The organism is Paractinoplanes globisporus DSM 43857, from assembly GCF_000379645.1.
Classification (GTDB): Bacteria; Actinomycetota; Actinomycetes; order Mycobacteriales; family Micromonosporaceae; genus Actinoplanes; species Actinoplanes globisporus.
Genome location: NZ_KB903303.1, coordinates 186,158 through 204,238, shown reverse-complemented (window position 1 = coordinate 204,238; position 18,081 = coordinate 186,158). Strand labels below are relative to the sequence as shown.

The 18,081-nt window shown below is 70.4% G+C and carries 18 protein-coding genes; 10 read left to right on the top strand and 8 right to left on the bottom strand.

The genetic code is table 11. The features are described 5' to 3' along the window. Positions 1-68: 68 nt before the first annotated feature. A complete protein-coding gene (locus tag A3CQ_RS0118205) occupies positions 69-815 on the bottom strand; it encodes an ABC transporter permease (RefSeq protein WP_020512381.1) in 747 nt (248 codons plus the stop codon). Further along, a complete protein-coding gene (locus A3CQ_RS0118200; RefSeq protein WP_020512380.1) occupies positions 812-1,735 on the bottom strand; it encodes an ABC transporter ATP-binding protein in 924 nt (307 codons plus the stop codon). The genes A3CQ_RS0118205 and A3CQ_RS0118200 overlap by 4 nt, the downstream gene beginning before the upstream one ends. A 108-nt stretch (positions 1,736-1,843) precedes the next feature. Here A3CQ_RS0118200 and rnhA point away from each other — a divergent pair, with 108 nt between their 5' ends. Next, positions 1,844-2,299, top strand: a complete 456-nt coding sequence (rnhA, locus tag A3CQ_RS0118195) for a ribonuclease HI (protein WP_020512379.1) — start codon at positions 1,844-1,846, stop codon at positions 2,297-2,299. On the opposite strand, the gene A3CQ_RS0118190 is transcribed toward rnhA, so the two are convergent. Continuing rightward, the gene (locus A3CQ_RS0118190) at positions 2,292-2,711 is read right to left on the bottom strand and encodes a MarR family winged helix-turn-helix transcriptional regulator (protein ID WP_084699131.1); all 420 of its coding nucleotides are present in this window, start codon (positions 2,709-2,711) and stop codon (positions 2,292-2,294) included. The genes rnhA and A3CQ_RS0118190 overlap by 8 nt on opposite strands. A 45-nt stretch (positions 2,712-2,756) precedes the next feature. Between A3CQ_RS0118190 and A3CQ_RS0118185 the strand changes: the two genes are divergently transcribed. Genes A3CQ_RS0118185 through A3CQ_RS0118175 form a run of 3 tightly spaced genes read left to right on the top strand, consistent with a single transcriptional unit; the run spans position 2,757 to position 5,317 of the window. After that, positions 2,757-3,359, top strand: coding sequence for a TIGR03086 family metal-binding protein (locus A3CQ_RS0118185; protein ID WP_020512377.1), 603 nt, complete (start codon positions 2,757-2,759; stop codon positions 3,357-3,359). A gap of 12 nt (positions 3,360-3,371) precedes the next feature. After that, positions 3,372-4,199 (top strand): LLM class flavin-dependent oxidoreductase, encoded by an 828-nt coding sequence (locus tag A3CQ_RS0118180; RefSeq protein ID WP_020512376.1) that lies wholly within the window; start codon positions 3,372-3,374, stop codon positions 4,197-4,199. Further along, entirely contained in the window at positions 4,196-5,317 is a 1,122-nt protein-coding gene (locus A3CQ_RS0118175; protein ID WP_020512375.1) for an epoxide hydrolase family protein, read from the top strand. The genes A3CQ_RS0118180 and A3CQ_RS0118175 overlap by 4 nt, the downstream gene beginning before the upstream one ends. A gap of 5 nt (positions 5,318-5,322) precedes the next feature. Here the strand turns inward: A3CQ_RS0118175 and A3CQ_RS0118170 are convergent, their stop codons facing one another. After that, positions 5,323-6,570, bottom strand: coding sequence for a hypothetical protein (locus A3CQ_RS0118170; RefSeq protein WP_157296032.1), 1,248 nt, complete (start codon positions 6,568-6,570; stop codon positions 5,323-5,325). Positions 6,571-7,314: 744 nt separating this feature from the next. Further along, positions 7,315-8,184 carry an RNA polymerase sigma factor SigJ gene (gene sigJ, locus A3CQ_RS0118165; RefSeq protein ID WP_020512373.1) on the bottom strand — a complete coding sequence of 290 codons (870 nt, stop codon included), beginning with the start codon at positions 8,182-8,184 and terminating at the stop codon, positions 7,315-7,317. Positions 8,185-8,297: 113 nt separating this feature from the next. Between sigJ and A3CQ_RS0118160 the strand changes: the two genes are divergently transcribed. Next, entirely contained in the window at positions 8,298-8,675 is a 378-nt protein-coding gene (locus tag A3CQ_RS0118160) for a DoxX family protein (protein WP_020512372.1), read from the top strand. Positions 8,676-8,691: 16 nt separating this feature from the next. Here A3CQ_RS0118160 and A3CQ_RS0118155 read toward each other — a convergent pair whose 3' ends face one another. From A3CQ_RS0118155 to A3CQ_RS0118145, 3 genes are all read right to left on the bottom strand, one after another. Continuing rightward, complete coding sequence (locus A3CQ_RS0118155) at positions 8,692-9,039, bottom strand: MmcQ/YjbR family DNA-binding protein (RefSeq protein WP_020512371.1); 348 nt, start codon at positions 9,037-9,039, stop codon at positions 8,692-8,694. 43 nt (positions 9,040-9,082) lie between these two features. After that, positions 9,083-9,946, bottom strand: a complete 864-nt coding sequence (locus A3CQ_RS60175; RefSeq protein ID WP_026205832.1) for a hypothetical protein — start codon at positions 9,944-9,946, stop codon at positions 9,083-9,085. 76 nt (positions 9,947-10,022) lie between these two features. Next, complete coding sequence (locus A3CQ_RS0118145; RefSeq protein ID WP_020512370.1) at positions 10,023-12,845, bottom strand: helix-turn-helix transcriptional regulator; 2,823 nt, start codon at positions 12,843-12,845, stop codon at positions 10,023-10,025. 114 nt (positions 12,846-12,959) lie between these two features. Here A3CQ_RS0118145 and A3CQ_RS0118140 point away from each other — a divergent pair, with 114 nt between their 5' ends. The 5 genes from A3CQ_RS0118140 to A3CQ_RS0118115 all read left to right on the top strand — a co-directional run bounded on the left by A3CQ_RS0118140 (position 12,960) and on the right by A3CQ_RS0118115 (position 18,034). After that, the gene (locus A3CQ_RS0118140; RefSeq protein WP_026205831.1) at positions 12,960-13,208 is read left to right on the top strand and encodes an SCO4226 family nickel-binding protein; all 249 of its coding nucleotides are present in this window, start codon (positions 12,960-12,962) and stop codon (positions 13,206-13,208) included. Positions 13,209-13,748: 540 nt separating this feature from the next. After that, positions 13,749-14,765, top strand: coding sequence for a LacI family DNA-binding transcriptional regulator (locus A3CQ_RS0118130; protein ID WP_020512367.1), 1,017 nt, complete (start codon positions 13,749-13,751; stop codon positions 14,763-14,765). Between the two features lie 149 nt (positions 14,766-14,914). Further along, entirely contained in the window at positions 14,915-16,186 is a 1,272-nt protein-coding gene (locus A3CQ_RS0118125; protein WP_026205830.1) for an ABC transporter substrate-binding protein, read from the top strand. Positions 16,187-16,325: 139 nt separating this feature from the next. Next, entirely contained in the window at positions 16,326-17,153 is an 828-nt protein-coding gene (locus A3CQ_RS0118120) for a carbohydrate ABC transporter permease (protein WP_370657613.1), read from the top strand. Further along, positions 17,150-18,034: a carbohydrate ABC transporter permease gene (locus A3CQ_RS0118115; RefSeq protein WP_020512364.1), complete on the top strand. Its 885-nt coding sequence runs from the start codon at positions 17,150-17,152 to the stop codon at positions 18,032-18,034. Before A3CQ_RS0118120 ends, A3CQ_RS0118115 begins: the two co-directional genes overlap by 4 nt. Positions 18,035-18,081 lie beyond the last annotated feature (47 nt).

Genomic DNA, 18,081 nt, shown 5'->3' with positions numbered 1-18,081 from the left:
GTTCGGTGGACGCGGCGCGGGGAGGCGGCCCGCTCAGCCGGCGCGGCCCACTCCGGCTCGGCGGGGGCTCACTCCCAGCGGAACTTCTTGGCCGCGGCGACCACGCAGACCGCGGCCCACACCGAGAGGCTGGCCCAGGAACCGAGCGGCACGGGCTGGTCGTGGGAGAGCGTGGCGCGCAAGGCTTCGGCGTGCGCGGCCAGCGGCAGGAACTCGGACACCCCGCCCGGCGCGGCGAACATGATGCCGCCCGCGGCCAGCATCAGGACGTAGATCAGCGTCGCCAGGCCGGTCGTCGTCTCGGGCTTGAGCACGCTGGCCAGCAGCAGGGCCAGGCCGCTGTACGCCGTGGTCGCCAGCACGGTCACGCCGAGCGCCGGGAGGATCTGGGTCACGTGCGGGTGCCAGCCGACCGCCACGCCGACCGCGGCCAGCACGACCAGTTGCAGGACGATCAGGGCCAGCACCGCGGCGGTCTTGGCGAAGAGCAGGCCGGGGCGGCTGAGCGGAGAGGCGCCGAGTCGCTTGAGGACGCCGTAGCTGCGCTCGTACCCGGTGGTGATCGCCTGCCCGGTGAAGGCGGTCGACATGACGGTCAGCGCGAGCACGCCGGGAACCACGTAGGCCAGCCGGTCGCCGCCGGGGACGTTGGTGACATGGGTGAGGCCCGCCCCGAGCAGAACCAGCAACGGCACGCCCATGGCCAGGACGACGGCCTCGCCGCGGCGGGCGGTGAGCAGCAGTTCCATGCGGATCTGGCTGCGGAGGATCGCCTTGGTGGTATTGCGCGCGGGGGCGGGGGCGAAGGTGGTCATCGGCCGGCTCCTGCCTTACCGGTCGTCAGTTGTTCCGCGGTCAGCGCCAGATAGACGTCCTCGAGCGTGCGGCGGCGGGTGTTCACGGCCGTCACCTGAGCGCCCTCGCGGGCGAACCAGGCGAGCACCGACGCGATCGCCGCCGCGTCCAGCGTTCCGGCGATCGTGTACTCCCCCGGGGTCGCCTCGGTGACTTTGAACGGGACTTCTGGTTTGAGGCCGGCTTCCGCGCGTACCTCCAAATGGTCTATGCCCGCCGCGGCCGTGAGTTGCGCGGGGGTGCCGGTTGCCGCGACCCGGCCCTCTCGCATGATCACGACGTCGTCGGCGAGGCGTTCGGCCTCGTCGAGCAGGTGGGTGGTGAGGAGGACCGAGACGCCGTCGGCCCGCAGTTCCTCGATCAGCTGCCAGGTGGTGTGGCGGGCCTCGGTGTCCATGCCGGCGGTGGGCTCGTCGAGGAAGACCAGCTCGGGGCGGCCGACCAGCGCCACCGCGAGGGACAGCCGCTGCTGCTCGCCCCCGGACAGGCGCCGGTAACGCGTCTTGGCCGTTTTGTGCAGGCCCAGACGATCCATCAGCGTGCCGGGATCGATCGGGTTGGCCGAGAAGGACGCGAAGAGGTGGAGCAGCTCGCTCGCGGTGGCCCACGGATACATACCGCCGGACTGGAGCATGATGCCGAGCCGCGGCATGAGCTCGTCGTGGTCGCGGATCGGGTCGAGGCCGAGGACGCGGCACGCTCCCTCGGAGGCCGCGCGGAAGCCCTCACAGACCTGCAGCAGGCTCGTCTTGCCGGCGCCGTTGTGCCCGAGCAGGGCGAACACCCGGCCGCGCGGCACGGTCAGCGACACGCCGTCGACCGCGGTCGTGGCGCCGTAGCGCACGACGACGTCCCTAACCTCGACCGCGTCGTCACTCACTCGAGACCCCCTTCCGCCCTGGCAACCTTACGTGCCGGTTTCTGACACCCCGCTGAGGGCGTCCCGGGGATGGCCGACCTCACTCTGCCCCGTCGGTAGGGTGCTCGCATGAGCGTGGTGGAGATCTACACCGATGGGGCGTGCGTGCCCAACCCCGGCCCCGGCGGCTGGGGTGCCGTGCTGCGTTACGGCGGCAAGGAGCGGGACATGTGCGGCGGTACGGCCGAGTCCACCACGAACAACCGCATGGAGCTGCTCGCGCCGATCAGCGCACTGGAGGCGCTGACCCGGGCGCCGATGACGGTCAAGCTGTACACGGACAGCACGTACGTGCGGAACGGCATCACCAAGTGGCTGCCGACGTGGAAGGCGAACGGCTGGCAGACCTCGGCCCGGCAACCGGTCAAGAACGTCGACCTGTGGCAACGGCTGGAAGCGGCGGTGATCCGGCACGACGTGCAGTGGCACTGGGTGAAGGGGCATGCCGGTCACCCCGAGAACGAGCGGGCCGATCGGCTGGCGGCCCGCGGGTTGCAGGAAGCGCTGGCGAAGCAGCTCACCTAGACAATTCACCCAGCGCCCGCACGAACGCCTCCCGGTCGCTCGCCTCCTGCAAGATCAGCTCCTCGGCCGCCCGGATGTCGGCCTGGATCGCCCCCTGCAGCCGGCGCCCCTCCGGCGTGAGCCCGAGCAGGCGCACCCGGCGGTCGGCGGGGTCGGGATCGCGCTCGATGAGCCCGCGTTTCTGCAGGTCGTCGAGGATCGGGATGAGGCGCGTCTTGTCGGCGCCGATCGCGGCGGCCAGCGTGGCCTGAGCACGGGCCGGCCCGTCGCGCAGGCCCGTGAGCACGACGTAGGCCCACATGGTCACCCCGTGCCGCTCCAGGATCGGCTGCTCCATGGCGAGCAGGCGGCGCCCCAGCCGCATCACCATGGCCCCCAGATCGGCCCGCTCGGTCTCCGCCACATCCGGCATCTTCCTCCGCTTGCCAAGTCGTAAGCACATGTAGATGATAAGCACATGCATACAGATCTGATCGCCCTGGACGCCATCGCCGTGCGCGAGACGGTCCGGCTGTCCGCCGGCCTGACCGCGGACGATCTCGAACGACCCACCCCCTGCGCCGGGTGGGACCTGCGCATGCTGCTCACGCACATGACGGTCCAGCACCGCGGCTTCGCCGCATCGGCATCCGGGCAGGGTGCCGACCTCAGCTTGTGGGATCTGCCGCCGGCCGAGGAGATTTCCGATCCCGTACGTGGATACGCCGCCTCCGCCGAGCTCGTCCTCGCCGCCTTCTCCGTCCCGGGTGTCCTCGATCGGGAGTTCGCGCTCCCCGAGATCAGCACCTCCCGGACGTTCCCCGGCCGGGTGGCGATCGCGTTCCACCTGGTCGACTACGTCGTGCACGGCTGGGATGTGGCCACCGCCGCGGGCCTGCCGTTCGCCCTGCCGGAGGCGGTGATGGCCGCCGCCTTGCCGATCGCCCGAGCCGTCCCCGACGGCCCGGACCGGCTCGCGCCCGGTGCCGCCTTCGCTCCCGCGCTCCCCGTACCGCCGGCGGCCGATCCGCTCTCCGAGATCCTTCTGCTGCTCGGCCGAAAAACTGTCGGAGGGTCCTGATAGCAAGGACCCATGACTCTGAAGTTCGGTGTGATCCTTCCGGGCGGCACCGCGCGCGAGCAGCTCGACCAGGCCGTTCTCGCCGAGCGCGCGGGGTGGGACGGCGTCTTCGTGTGGGAGGCGGCCTACGGCGTCGACGCCTGGTCGCTGCTCGCCGCGATGGCCGCCCGCACCACCCGCGTCCGCCTCGGCACCATGCTGACGCCGCTGCCCTGGCGACGACCGTGGAAAGTGGCGAGCCAGGTCGCCACCGTCGACCAGCTCTCCGGCGGGCGCGTCGTGCTGGGCATCGGCGTCGGCGCGCTGACCACCGACCTGCCGCTGACCGGCGAGCAGACCGGCCTGCGCGAGCGGGCCGCCATGATGGACGAGGGCATCGACCTGATGCGGGCCCTGTGGTCGGGTGAGCGGTCATATCACGGCGCCCACTACGACTACGAGACCGACCGCGACGACCTGTCCGACGTGGTTCGCCCGGTGCAGGAGCGCATCCCCATCTGGGTCGTCGCCATCTGGCCCCGCCTCAAATCCATGCGGCGAGTCCTCCGCTGCGACGGCGTGATCCCCGGCCACGAGCCCAGCACCGAGGCCGTCCGCGAGATGCGCGCCTGGCTCTCGGCACAGGGCGCCCCGCCCACTCTGGACGTCCTGGCCGAGGGCGAGACCCCGGCCGACGACGGCGCCCGGGCCACGGCGCTGGTCGAGCCCTGGGCCGAGGCCGGCTGCACGTGGTGGATGGAGACGCGCTGGGAGATGCCACACCACTCCCCCGACCGCATGGCCGAGATCCGGGCCCGCATAGCCGCCGGCCCACCCGCCCTGTCCGGGAGCCGATCGTGATCAGCCCGTTCGAGGTGCGCATCGACGCGGAGGTGATCGCCGATCTACGGGCCCGGCTGCATCGCACACGGTGGCCCGAGGAAGCCACGACGCCGGGTTGGGAGCAAGGCACACCATTGGCGTACGCGAAGGGTCTGTGCTCGTACTGGGCCGACGGCTACGACTTCGCGGCCGCGCAGGAGCGCCTCAATCGGCATCCGCAGTTCCGCACGGTGATCGACGAGCTGGGCGTCCACTTCGTTCACGTGCGCTCGGCCCGCTCCGACGCGACACCCCTGCTCCTCACGCACGGCTGGCCCGGGTCGGTGGCCGAGTTCGCCGAGGTGATCGGGCCGCTCGCCGATCCGTCCGCGGGTGAGCCGGCCTTTCACGTGGTGTGCCCCTCGTTGCCGGGCTACGGGTTCAGCGACAAGCCGGCCGGTCCGGGGTGGACGGTGCACCGCATCGCCGACGCGTGGGCCGAGCTGATGACCCGGCTCGGTTATCGGCGCTTCATCGCACAGGGACACGACTGGGGCACCAGCGTCAGCACCGCCCTGGCCGTCCGGCACCCGGCCCGGCTGATCGGCATCCACCTCATGCCACCGCTGGTCGCGCCCGACCCCGCCACCCTCGACGATCTCACCGAGGCCGAGCGCGCGGCGATCGCCGATCTGGCCGAGGCCGCCTCCGGCGACGGCTACTCGTTCGAGCAGTCCACGCGGCCGCAGACGATCGGCTACGCCCTGGTCGACTCGCCCGCCGCCCTCTGCACCTGGATAGCCGAGAAATTCCACGCATGGAGCGACGGCGACGTCGACCGCGACCGATTCCTCGACAACCTGATGCTCTACTGGGTGCCCGCCACCGGAGCGTCCGCCGCCCGGCTCTATCGCGAGAGCTTCCCCGAGGTGCAGGCGCTGTTCCGCGACGGCGCCACCGACGTCATCCGGGTGCCGACCGCCTGCTCGGTCTTCCCCAAGGAAAACCCACGCCCGTCGCGCCGGTGGGCGGCCCGCCGCTTCCCCGACATCCGCTATTGGAACGAGCCGGCCCGGGGAGGCCACTTCGCCGCGTTCGAACAGCCCACGCTCTTCGTCGCCGAGATACGGGCCGCCTGGCGACCCGCGCCGCCGTGACGTGCTCAGGCCTGCTGGCGTACCCAGGCGGCGCAGTATTTGTCCACCACGCGGAAGGGCTGGTGGTAGGCCTCCTGGGCCGCGGCGTCGTAGCTTTCGTCGCGCAGGAGCACCAGGCGTACGAAGCGGAACATGTTGGCCTGGCCGTACTTCTTGGCCATGCAGTCGACCGCGAAGTGGCTCAGCCCGTAGTAGGCGTCGCCCTCACGCAGGGAGGCGTCGTCGCCGGGCGCCACCGGGATCATCGACGTGGGCTGCTTGCGGCGGATCGCCCACTCGACGCTGGGGCGGCGGTAACTCTGCGTCGCGTGCTTCGGCGACCATCCGATGTACTCGGCCACGCCCTCGCTCAGCCATTGGTTGCGCAGGTGGAAGGTCTCCGAGCCGGTCAGCGTGATCACGTGGCCCAGCTCGTGCTGCAACGTCACACGGAGTTCCTCGGGCGACTTCAGCTCGCGCACCCGCACCACGACGTCGTAACCGGACTGGCTGATCGGGACCGCGTAGCCGACCGCCCAGTCCTCCATGCCGCCGAACCAGCTGTTCCACTGCTTCTCGCCGGCCAGGTAGATCCGGTACTTCGCCTGCTTGGCGAGCAGCATCGTGGCGAACGGCTCGTCCGCGGCCGCGGCCTGCTCCGCGATCGGCAGCACGGTGGGCAGGAAGGACGCCTCGCTCTGGTCGGCGCCGAGGATGACGTGCCGCCCCGGCGCGAGCACGAGCTTGCCGTCCTGCCACGGGGTGGGCTCGGCGTTGTTCGAGTCGGGCTTGTCGGCCACGGCGGTGATCACGAACTTCCCGCCGATCGCCTTCATGGTCAGCGCCTGGTTGATCGACGGCGGGTACCCCACGGAGCAGGTGTCGCCCCCGAAGCAGTAGTCGGTGCGAACCGGGAACGTGATCGCCGCCGGATCCTTCTTGTCCGCCGCGCTGATGCCCGGCGTGTAGGTGTACCGCGTGACGCCCATGGTCCGCATCAGCCGATAGATCGCCTTGTAGCGCGCCACGAGCTGCGCGTTGCCCGGATCGACGGCCGCCATCCACCCGCCTTCGTCGCCGTCGACGAGCGCCCCCGCGTGCAGCTTGAGCGCCATGATCGCCCGGTCGAACGGCGCATCCGAGGCGGCCGGATAGCTGTAGACGCTGGCCGAGGGCGTCGGCTTCTCCATCACCTGTACGCCGCCCCCACCCCCACGCCGCGCGTCCTGCCCACGCTGCGCCACCGCAACCAGCAGCGCCGCAAACGTAACCACCAAAATCACGACAAACGCCACAATCCGCCGCCCCCGCCCCCGCGACGCGTCCGCAGGAAGCGCCGGCGGCCAGGTGCCGCCCCAACCGGGGTAAGGGCCGCCGTATCCCCCGGCCGGCACACCAAATCCGCTGGCCGGCGCACCAAATCCGCTGCCCGGCCCACCAAATCCGCTGCCCGGCACACCAAATCCGCTGCCCGGCACACCAAATCCGCTGGTCGGGGCGGCATATCCGCCGGCCGGCACGCTCGGCCCGCCCGCAGGCCACCCACCCTGGCGAACCGGCCAGCCGCCCTGCGGCAGAGGCCACCCAGGCGGCGCGCTCGGCCCTGCCGCCGCGACGGTCTGCGCTGGCAACGCGGGCGCGCTCGAGCCGGCCGCCGCCGTCACGCTCGGGCCGACCAGCGCCGCCGACCCCGGGCCGACCGCTGCCGTCACGCTCGGGCCGACCAGCACCGCCGACCCCGGGCCGACCGCCGCCGTCACGCTCGGGCCGACCAGCGCCGCCGCGCTTGGGCCGACCGGTGCCGCCGCCGCGTTGTGCGGGTCTGGGGACGCGGTGAGTTGGTCGGCCGCCTCTCGGGGGGCCGGGATCGTCGGCTTGGTTTTAACGTCTTTGTCGTCCCGCAACGTTCTCCCCCGGCGGAGCCGTGCCTGGGCCGCTGCCAGGCGGCCGCCGGTTCGTTCCCGGCCACGGGACAGTACACGCGTTTCGGGTCGGGGGAATCATCACCTCCGGTGGGGTCAGAGGGCGGTCCAGGGGCGGAGTTTCTCGGGGTTGCGGACTGCCCAGATCTGGGTGATGTGGTCGTCGACGATTTCGAAGGCCATGACCGTTCCGGTGACGCCGCCCTGCTGGAGGACGAGGCCGGGCTGGCCGTTGACCGTGCGCTCGAGCATCGTCAGGCCGGGGGCCTTGGAGGCGACCTCGATCAGGCCGCGCACGATCGCCTCGGCGCCGACGATCGGGACCAGCGTCGCCTGGACCATGCCGCCGCCGTCGGCCGTCGCGGTGGCGTTCGGGTCGAGCAGGGCGATCAGGCCGTTGATGTCGCCGGCCTCCCACGCATGCTTGAACTCGCGGACGACGGCGCCGCTGCGGCTCGACGGTGCGGTCGGCGGCGGCGCCGCGCCCACTCGGCGCCGGGCCGAGGAGGCCAGCTGACGGCACGCGGCGGGGCTGCGCCCGACGATCTCGGCGACTTCGGCGAACGAGTACCGGAAGACGTCGTGCAGGATGAACGCGACCCGCTCGGCCGAGGTCATCGACTCGAGGACGACGAGGAAGGCCATGTTGACCGACTCGTCCAGCGTGACGCGGTCGGCGGGGTCGGCGGGGGCGCTCGCGGTGGCCCACTCCGAGTGTTCGGGAAGCGGTTCGGGGATCCACTCGCCGACGTAGCGCTCGCGTCTCTTGCGGGCCGACCCGAGCAGGTCGAGGCAGATGCGGCTGGCGACCGTGGTCATCCAGGCGTCCGGGTTCTCGATGGCGTCGCGTTGCGCCGGGGCAAGGGCATACCAGCGGGCGTACGTCTCCTGCACCACGTCCTCGGCGTCCGCGAGGGACCCGAGAAGGCGGTACGCCACGTTGATCAGCTGCCGTCGTTCGCTCATGACCTCTTCCACACCGGTTCGACGAAACGCCACCCCGACTTGTGAGGCGGCGGCACGCACCACAAATCTGCCGCCCGCCTCACAATCCGGAGCCCTGTCTCGTCGGGGTTCGCATGAACATCGCTCTGTGGATCATCGCCGCCGTCCTCGCCGTGCTGTTTCTGGCCAGCGGCCTGCAAAAACTGACGCAGCCGTACGAGAAGCTGGCCAAGACCATGCGCTGGGCGGACAAGCTCGGGGCCACGGCCGTGAAGGCGATCGGCGTGCTGGAGGTCCTGGCCGCGGTCGGCCTGATTTTGCCCGCCGCGCTCGGCATCGCCCCGGTGCTGGTGCCACTGGCCGCCACCGGTCTCGTGCTGCTGATGGCCGGCGCGATCATCACGCACCTGCGCCTCGGCGAGACACAACCGCTGGCCATGAACATCGCCCTGCTGGTCTTGGCAGCGGTGGTCGTGTGGGGGCGTTTCGGCCCATACTCGTTCACCTCCTGACAACTCTCCCGCAGACTCAGGCCAGGCGTGGCAGGTAGGCCGACCAGACCTTTTTGGGGACGCACATGCGCCAGGCGTCGAGGACCAGCTCGGTCATCTGATCTTCGTCTAGCTCGGACATCCACGCCTGAACCCAGTTGAAGCGCATGTCGGACTGGCGGGGCAGATGGAAGGTGCCCGGGTCGGCGGTGACCAGGGCGAGGCGCTCCTCCTTGGGGAAACCGAAGCCCATCACGGTCTCGTCGCGGGAGAACGCGACATAGACAATCTTGCCGACCCGGAACTTGATGCGGTCTCGGATCAGATGCTCCTCGCTGCGCGGCAGATCGCGGCAGACCGCGCGCACATCATCGACGGTGACCATGCCCGAAACCTACGCCGGGGGTACGACACTTTCCGGCCGATGATCAGGACTGACGCGGCTTGGGAAGCGAGACGCGGGTGGCCGGATCGTCGGGCAGCGCGGGAGTGTCGCGCACCTTGGCCCGGAAGACCCGGTCGGGCGGCAGCCGATAGGTGGGCGCCTGCACGAGCTCGTCGGGAACGGTGTGCTTGCCGGTCACGTCCGGCCCGGCCGCGGGAGCAGAGGCAGGAGGGGAAGCAGGTGCCGGAGGGGAAACAGGCGTAGGAGGGGAAGCAGCGGCGGAGGGTGGGAAAGCACGCCGATGCAGGGAATCGGGCGCGGTCGAGGGCCGGATCGGGCGCGGAATGTGAATCGAGCCCCGGTCGGCAGGAAGTGGCTCGGCACTGCCGACCAGCCTCGGGTCGGGAAACGGCCGGTAGACCACGCCGCCGTATGCGGCCGGCTCTCCGATGATCTGAGGCGGTGCCGGCGGTGGCACAGGGAAGCCGAGCGACGTCGCCTCGCTCTCCGACGGCGGCGCCGAGCGGCGGCCGATCGGCGCCGGATCGGCACGGCGCAACTCCGGGGCGGGCGGTCCGGACCAGGCCGGATCGCTCACGGCCGAATCGGACGAGTCCGCAACGGGCGGGGGCGAGAGTGCGCCGGCGGGCAGGGCAGAAGGCTCTTCCACCAGGGCGCCGTCCACGAACGGCGGGGCCGACGGGCGGGCCCCCCGGCGCGGGCCGATCAGGCGGGCGGCCAGGCTGAAGATGCTCCGGGTGGCGGTGTCGTAGCCGTCCCGGTAGGCCTCCTCCCGGTCCTGCTCCATCTGACTGCGCTGGTGGAGCCGGCCCACGGCGTAGGCCGTGCAGGCCACGAAGACGGCCAGCAGGATGAAGACCAGAGCGGAGTTGCCGGGGGCGGTCATGGCCTCGATTGTGGCCAAGTTGATCGACAAACAGCTATGGCCCGTTTGACGTACCCCGATCGAATGAGGTCGCTGCTCAGGACAGGCCCGCGACCCAGGCGGCGATCTGGGTACGGCGGGAAACACCGAGCTTGGTGCGGATGTGCTCGACGTGCGCGGCCGCCGTCTTGGGGGCGATGGTCAGCTCGGCCGCGATCTCCCGGTTGGTCATCCCGGCCGCGACCAGGCGGGCCACCTCGAGCTCGCGCGCCGACAAACTCGCCGGCGCGGAAGGCGAAGAGGGCAGCGCGGGAAATACCGGCCGGGAAAGGGGCACGACGGCCTCCCGGGGCAGGAGGTTCGCGGGCACGGGCGCGCCTGCCGAGGCGTACACCTCCTTGGTCTTGATCTGGAATGCCGTGGCCTCGGCCGGTTTGCGACTGCGCAGGGCGCAACGCGCCTGGTCGGCGAGCGCGGCCGTGCCCTCCCAGAAACGCCGCCGGCCGCTCCAGAACGCGGCCGCCGTCGCCAACTCGTCGCGGGCCTTGCCGGTCTGTCCCTCGTGGAGGTGCACCAGGCCACGCCCGTGCACCAGGGCGCCGAGCGTGCCGGGAATGCCCCGTTCGCCGACCAGCTCACCGCTGCGCGTCAGCCACTCGCGGGCCGCCGTGCTCCCGGATCGCGCGAGGTGGGCGCGTACGCCGGTGATGACGTACGGATAGAGGTAGGCGGCGTCGCGCACCCGGGCCGACGCCTCATAACCCTCCTCGCAGCGGGCGATCGCCGTGTCCAGGTCACCGCACTGCAGCGCCACCTCTGCCAGGCCCCACCAGGCCGGCGACAGGCGCTGCAGCTCGCGCATGCCGGCCGCGAGCGACGCCGCCTCGGTCAGGTGCTCCACCGCGGTGGCCGGAGCGCCACGGCCCATCGCCACATAGCCGAGCACGTGCAGAGCCGTGATGCGGGTGGTGATGCTACCGCCGTCGGCCAGGGCCTGGCGGGCCGCCGACTCCGCGCCGGACCAGTCGCCGACGGCCCACAGCACGTGCCCGAGATGAGCGATCAGATAGTTGCGATCGTTGAACTGTTCAACCCTTTCCGCGTACGCGATGCCGTCGCGCAACCACCGGAGGGCCTGCTCGTACTCGACCAGCATGGACAGGCTCGAGGCGAGCATGCGGTAACCGCGCGCGGTCTGACCTTCGAAACGCCAGGCCGACGCCCGTTCGATCGAGCCCTCGAGCAGTGCCCGGCCCTCGTCGATGCGGCCCGCGAAGAGGAACACCGCGCCGAGCGTGGCGTCCAGATTGCACCGCATGGCCCGGTCGCAGTCCTCGACGGCGATCGAGCGGGCGAACTCCCCGTCCTCGATCGCCTCGGCCAGCCGACGATCCAGCATGTACGCCGCCGCCAGCGCCGCGTGGATGTTGGCCCGGACCTCCTTCGCCGGGTCGTCCGTGCGGAACGCGATCAGCGGCAGCGCGCCCCGCAGCATCGCTGCCCGCTCGTCCAGGCCGGCGCCGAGCAGGTGCCGCGCGGCCACCCAGTCGGGCACGAGCGCCGCGGCGGCCAGCGGATCGTCGAGCTGGAGGCGCAGCCGGTAGGCCGCCTCGTAGCAGGACGCCGCGCTCGCGTTGTCGTCGACCGCCGCCAGCTCGGCGGCGAGTGCCGTGAGCAGCGCCGCCCGGTCGGCCGGCGGAAGCGTCGCCGGCGCGGTGCGCTCGGCCCGCCGGTACAGCTCGACGGCCTCGCGATGGGCCGACATGCCGGCCGCCTCGACGGCGGCGGTCATCGCGTGGCCGAAGGCCGGCTCGGGCAGCTCGGCCCGCTCGAACTGGTCGCTCACGAAGGCCGCCGGGAAGGAGGCGGATACGGCGGCCGCGGCGGCTCGCGCGTGCAATTCCCTTCGACGGTACGGGGTCAGGTCGGCGTAGAGCGCATCCCGGATCAGCGCGTGCCGGAAGTCGAATGTGGACCGGTCCGGATGCGGCTGCACGAAGAACCGATCGGCCAGTTCCCGCAGCCCGTCGTCGACGGCGGCCGGACCGTCGCCGGTGATGGCGGCGAGCAGATCCAGATCGAACGACCGCCCGAGTACGGATGCCACACCGGCCAGTTCCCGCGCGGGCGGCGACAGTTGCTCGGCTCGGGACAGCACCGCGTCGGCCAGCGTGTCGGGCACGCTCTCCCGCGCCGCCAGGAACTCCTCGACGTGCAGCGGGATGCCGTCACTGCGCGCGAACACCGCACCCGTGACGGCGCCCGGCAGCGCACTCCCGGTGATGGCCGACGCCATCGCGGCCGTGTCCTCGATGCTGAGCCGGCCGAGCCGGACCTCCTCCGCGTGGCGCTGCGTCAACAGCCGGCTGCGCCAGGCCCGCATCGGCACCCGCGGATAGAGCTCGTCGCTGCGGTACGTGCCGACCAGCAGCAACGGCAGCGTCGACGCCCGCCGGCCGAGCCGCCCGAGCACGTCGAGCGTCACGTCGTCGGCCCAGTGCAGGTCCTCGATCGCCACGAGCAGTGGTCCCGACGCCGCGGCCGCGATCATGTCGGTCAGGTCGGACACCAACAGCCGGCGCTGACGCTCGGCATCACCGTCCGCGAACTCCCGCAGCCGTCGCGCGACGCGGGCGCCCACCTCCGCGATCGCCGCGCACCGCCGCAGCTCGGACCCCAGATCGGCCAGCAGCCCGCCGGCCACCTCGGCATCGCCCGGAGACGCCCCGGCGGTGATCACGGTGAAGCCCTCGGCCCGCCGCACGATCTCCGCGAGCAGCCGCGTCTTGCCGATCCCCGCCTCGCCGGCCAGGAACAACAGCTCGCCGCGCCCCTCGGCCGCGGACGCCAGCCGACGCTCGGCGAGCGCGACCAGATCGTCGCGCCCGACGAGGATCGGACTGCTCAGCGCGCTGTCCACGCCGCGACTTTAGGTCACCGCACCGCCTCTTCCTAGGTGCAATGACCGATGTCCGACTGCTCCGGCCCGGGCAGTCTTCCCCTGTCAGGACCAGCGCAAACAGAGGAGCCAGCCATGGCCAGGTTCATGGACGTACACAGCGGATTCATCGGCGTCACTCCCGAGCAGCTCGCCGAGGCGCACGAGGCCGACCTGAAGATCGAGGGCGACGAGGGCGTGCACTTCGAACGAGCGTGGCTCGACCCGGAGGCCGGCAAGGTTTTCTGCCTCAGCACGGGCCCGAGCAAGGAAGCGATCATGCGGATCCACGAGCGGGCGGGACACCCGACGACCGAGGTCTACGAGGTGACCGCCGAGGTCTGATCAACGACCGCCGGCCGGCCCGGACTTTGGCGGAAGTCCGGGCCGGCCGGGTTGCCCTCAGGAGAACGGCCACCACCAGTGCCGGTGCTTCTTCTTTTTGGGCTTGGGGGCGGCGGTGGTCGGTTTCGCGGTGACCGAGGGGGACACCGTCGCCGACGCCGACGCCGAGGGTGCACCAGATGGGGGCGTGCCAACCGGAAGGCGGGGTTCCGCCGCTCTCCTCGGTGCCGGACGGGTCGATGGCAACGGTCAGGTCACCTGGATGCCGCGCAGGAAGTTCTGGTCGGTGATCCCCGTCGAGTACAGCGAGTAGTTGCCGTCGCGGAGTCAGGATCCGGCATGCGAGCCTCCCAGGTCGGGGTATCGACCTGGAGCGAACCAACGGGGACGAGCCACCACTGTCGTGACGCTGTGCGAAACATAAGGATGCGTAAATGGGTTTGTCACCCACCGAGATGGTGGCGCCACTTGCCGGATAGGCAAAAGCGACATCGATGTCATACTGTGAGCCGATCCCGACCGACGAGACCTCGGAGAGCCATGTCCGCCGACGATGCCAACGTCCGCCGGCCGACGTTGACCGAGGTGGCCGCGCTGGCGGGGGTCAGCCTAAAGACGGCCTCCCGCGCGCTGAACCGCGAGCCGAACGTCGCGCCGTCGACCGGGCGCCGGGTGCGCGATGCCGCCGACATGCTCGGGTACCGGCTCAACGGGATCGCCCGCGAGCTGCGCCGGGGCGCGACCAGCTCGCTGGTGGGGCTGGTCAGCGGCGACCTGGCCAACCCGTTCTACTCGGCCGTGGCCAGCGGCATCGAGCGTGAGCTGCGCCAGCACGGCCTGCTGCTGATCACGGCGAACAACGACGAGGACGCCGAGCTCGAGCGCAGCCTGGTCGACGCGTTCCTGGAGCGCCGGGTGCGCGCCCTGCTGGTGATACCGAGCGGCGACGACCACGAGTACCTGGCCATCGAGGGCAACCGGGGCGTGCCGTTCGTCTTCCTGGACCGGCCGCCGGACGGGCTGGCCGCCGACGCCGTGCTGATCGACAACGCGGGCGGCGCCCGCTCGGCCGGCGAGCACCTGCTGGCCGGCGGCCACCGGCGGATCGCCCTGGTGGCCGACCTGGCCCGGATGGCACCGCAGCGCGGCCGGATCGACGGGTTCGTCAGCGCGATGCACGCCGCCGGCAACGAGGCGTGGGAGCCGTACGTGCGCACCGATGTTCACGATGTGCGCCACGCCGAGCGGACCGTCCGCGAGCTCGTCGTCCTCGATCCGGCCCCGACGGCCATCTTCACGACCAACAACCGGCTCACCACCGGCGCCCTGCGCGCCCTGCGTGACCTGGACACACCCCCGGCGCTGGTGGGATTCGACGACTTCGATCTCGCCGACGTGCTCGGCACGACGGTGGTCGCGCACGACATGACCGCGATCGGGCGGGAGGCGGCGCGGCTCGCGTACGAGCGCATAAGCGGGCATACTGGCCCGGCTCGTACGATCGTCATCTCGACGTCGATCATTGCCCGCGGCTCTGGTGAACGCTCACCACGGTGAGCCCGGGGCAGTGTGAACGTTCACCACCGTGACCACAAAGGTTCGCACGTAACGACACGGAAACAGGCGTTGACACGTGTGCGGTTGAGGCGGCACGGTACTCCCCGACGTATTTGACAACGATGTCAATCTCTCGATGGGAGATAATCATGCGCTTCACCCGACGTGCCGCAGTGGCCGTTGTTGGTGTCGCCGCGCTGCTGGCGGCCTCGGCCTGCGGGTCGAGCGACGGCAGCAGCGGCGGGGGCTCCGGCTCCAAGAAGGTGGAAGTCTTCACGTGGTGGGCCGACGGCGGCGAGAAGGCCGGCCTCGACGGTCTCGTCGCGCAGTTCGGCAAGGACTGTGCCGGCCAGGAGTTCGTGAACGGTGCGGTCGCCGGTGGCGCCGGCGCCAACGCGAAGAACGTGCTCGCTTCCCGGCTCCAGCAGAGCGACCCGCCGGACACGTTCCAGGCGCACGCCGGCGCTGAGCTGCAGGACTACATCAAGGCCGGCCAGGTCGAGGACCTCAGCGCCGACTACGACACCTGGGGCCTCAAGACCGCCTTCCCGGCCGGTCTGATCCAGAACCTCACGGTCGACGGCAAGATCTACTCGGTTCCGGCGAACATCCACCGGGCCAACGTGGTGTGGACCAACAAGAAGGTCGTGGCCGACGCCGGCATCACCGACGACCCGAAGGACATGGCGTCCTTCATCGCCGACCTCGACAAGCTCAAGGCCAAGGGCATCAAGACCCCGCTGGCGGTCGGCAAGGACTGGACGATGCTGATGCTGCTCGAGTCGGTGCTGATCACCGACCTGGGCGCGGACAAGTTCACCGGTCTGTGGAACGGCACGACCGACTGGAACGGCGCGGACGTCACGAAGGGCATCAACGACTTCAAGACGCTGCTGACCTACACCAACACCGACCGCGACGCCCTGGACTGGACCGACGCGGAGAAGCTGGTCATGGACGGCAAGGCCGCGTACCAGCTGATGGGTGACTGGGAAGCCGCCGACATGGACGCGAAGAAGTTCGCCGACTACGGCTGGTTCACCTTCCCGGGCAACGGCGACACCTACCAGTGGCTGGCCGACTCGTTCGTGCTGCCGAAGGGCGCCAAGAACGTCGACGGCACCAAGTGCTGGCTGAAGACCGTCGGCTCGGCGGACGGCCAGAAGGCGTTCAACACCAAGAAGGGCTCGATCCCGGCCCGCATCGACGCCTCGCCGGCCGACTACCCGAAGTACCAGCAGGCCGCGATGGCCGACTGGAAGACCTTCAAGCAGGTTCCGTCCTGCGCCCACGGCTCGGGGTGCTCGCAGGGCTTCCAGGGTGCGGCCAACTCCGCGCTCGGCGCGTTCTCCACCAACCAGGACGTGGCCGGCCTGCAGAAGGCCATGGCCACCGCCGCCTCGCAGTTCGCGGCCAAGTAAGTCCTTTGTTCCAGCTCTCGGGCGGGGCGGCGCACAGCCGTCCCGCCCGGGGTGCATTTCAAGAGGAGCCCTGATGCGCCGACTGAGGCACTGGGGACCGGGCCTGCTCCTGCTCTCCCCCTCGCTCATCCTGCTCGCGATCTTCGTATACGGCCTGATCGCCTGGACCACGAAGATGTCCGTCTCCGATCAGCACACCGCGCTGAAGTCGAACGGCTTCGTCGGGCTCGACAACTACAAGAACCTGTTCACCAACGACATCCAGGACCGGTTCGTCCACTCGCTGAGGAACCTGCTGATCTTCACGGTGGTCTTCCTGGTCGGCGCCATGCTGTTCGGCCTGATCTGGGCCCTCATCCTGGAGCGGGGCGTACGCGCCGAGGGCTTCTTCCGCACGATCTACCTGTTCCCGATGGCGGTCAGCTTCGTGGCCTCCGGCGTCGTCTGGCGCTGGCTGATGAACCCGGTCGTCGGCGACGGCGCCGGCGGCATCAACGCGCTCTTCGCCTCGCTGCACCTGGACTTCCTCCAGAACAAGTGGTGGACGAATCCGACCTGGGGCATGGCGGCGATGGCCATGCCGGCCATCTGGCAGCTGTCCGGGTACGTGATGGCGCTCTTCCTGGCCGGGTTCCGCGGCATTCCGCAGGAGCTGCGCGAGGCGGCCGCGATGGACGGCGCGAGCACCTATCGCCTGTACCGGAACGTGATCTTCCCGCAGCTGACCCCGGTCGCGCTCTCCGCGCTGATCATCCTGGGCCACATGTCGATGAAGATGTTCGACCTGATCATGAGCGTCTCGGGCCCGCAGTGGCTCACCGAGGTACCCGCCGTCTACGTCTGGCAGACGCTGCTGACCAGTGACTACGCCAAGGCCGCGGCGATCTCGATCGTGCTGCTCCTGCTGGTCGCCGTCGTCATCGTCCCCTACCTGATCTACACGAACCGGGCGGAGAAGAACTCATGACCACGGTTGCCGTACCGCCCGCCGCGGTCGAGTCGCTCGCGCCCCGGCGCAAGGCCAAGCGCCCCTTCGGGCCGGCTTCCATCGTCAAGTACGCCCTGGCGATCCTGTTCCTGCTGATCGTGCTGATGCCGCTGTACGTGCTGATCGTGACGAGCTTCAAGTCCGGCGGCGACATCGGCGTCACCAGCCAGTGGAACCTGCCCGAGCACTGGACGACGGCGTCCTGGGTCAAGGCGTGGTCGTCGCTGCGGGACTCGTTCTTCCGTACGTTCCAGCTGGCCATCCCGGTCGCGGTGATCTCCTCGCTGATCGGCGCGGCCAACGGCTTCGTGCTGTCCCGCTGGCGCTTCCCCGGCGCCGACGTCGTGTTCACGCTGATCCTGTTCGGCATGTTCATCCCGTACCAGGCGGTCATGATCCCGCTGCGGGAGATCGTCACCACGCTGGGCATCCCGCCGGGCATCCCCACCCTGGTGTTCGTGCACTGCATCTACGGCATCCCGATCTGCACGCTGATCTTCCGGAACTACTACGCGACCACGGTCCCCGAGGAACTCGTCGAGGCGGCCCGGGTCGACGGCGCGGGCCTGCTGCGCACGTTCGGGTGGATCATCCTGCCGATCTCGATCCCCGGCTTCGTCGTCACGATCATCTGGCAGTTCACCTCGGCCTGGAACGACTACTTATTCGCGATCTTCCTGTCCAACACCCGGAACGGGCCGATCACGATCGCCCTCAATGCCCTGGCCGGCGCCCAGTCCCCCGACTACGCGGCGTCCATGGCCGGCGCGCTGATCACGTCGCTGCCGACTCTGATCGTGTACGTGCTGCTGGGCCGCTGGTTCATCGGCGGTCTCATGGCCGGCTCGGTCAAGAGCTGATAACGACTTCCCGGCACGTCGGCAACGGCGTGCCGGGAAGGGTGAAT

What these genes read in the sequence shown, in the direction of transcription:
- rnhA (WP_020512379.1), top strand. Translation starts at nt 1,844, where the DNA reads ATGAGCGTGGTGGAGATCTACACCGATGGGGCGTGCGTGCCCAACCCC.
- A3CQ_RS0118190 (WP_084699131.1), bottom strand. Translation starts at nt 2,711, where the DNA reads ATGCCGGATGTGGCGGAGACCGAGCGGGCCGATCTGGGGGCCATGGTG.
- A3CQ_RS0118185 (WP_020512377.1), top strand. Translation starts at nt 2,757, where the DNA reads ATGCATACAGATCTGATCGCCCTGGACGCCATCGCCGTGCGCGAGACG.
- A3CQ_RS60175 (WP_026205832.1), bottom strand. Translation starts at nt 9,946, where the DNA reads ATGACCGCCCCCGGCAACTCCGCTCTGGTCTTCATCCTGCTGGCCGTC.
- A3CQ_RS0118115 (WP_020512364.1), top strand. Translation starts at nt 17,150, where the DNA reads ATGACCACGGTTGCCGTACCGCCCGCCGCGGTCGAGTCGCTCGCGCCC.
- A3CQ_RS0118140 (WP_026205831.1), top strand. Translation starts at nt 12,960, where the DNA reads ATGGCCAGGTTCATGGACGTACACAGCGGATTCATCGGCGTCACTCCC.
- A3CQ_RS0118155 (WP_020512371.1), bottom strand. Translation starts at nt 9,039, where the DNA reads ATGGTCACCGTCGATGATGTGCGCGCGGTCTGCCGCGATCTGCCGCGC.
- A3CQ_RS0118125 (WP_026205830.1), top strand. Translation starts at nt 14,915, where the DNA reads ATGCGCTTCACCCGACGTGCCGCAGTGGCCGTTGTTGGTGTCGCCGCG.
- sigJ (WP_020512373.1), bottom strand. Translation starts at nt 8,184, where the DNA reads ATGAGCGAACGACGGCAGCTGATCAACGTGGCGTACCGCCTTCTCGGG.
- A3CQ_RS0118180 (WP_020512376.1), top strand. Translation starts at nt 3,372, where the DNA reads ATGACTCTGAAGTTCGGTGTGATCCTTCCGGGCGGCACCGCGCGCGAG.
- A3CQ_RS0118205 (WP_020512381.1), bottom strand. Translation starts at nt 815, where the DNA reads ATGACCACCTTCGCCCCCGCCCCCGCGCGCAATACCACCAAGGCGATC.
- A3CQ_RS0118160 (WP_020512372.1), top strand. Translation starts at nt 8,298, where the DNA reads ATGAACATCGCTCTGTGGATCATCGCCGCCGTCCTCGCCGTGCTGTTT.
- A3CQ_RS0118130 (WP_020512367.1), top strand. Translation starts at nt 13,749, where the DNA reads ATGTCCGCCGACGATGCCAACGTCCGCCGGCCGACGTTGACCGAGGTG.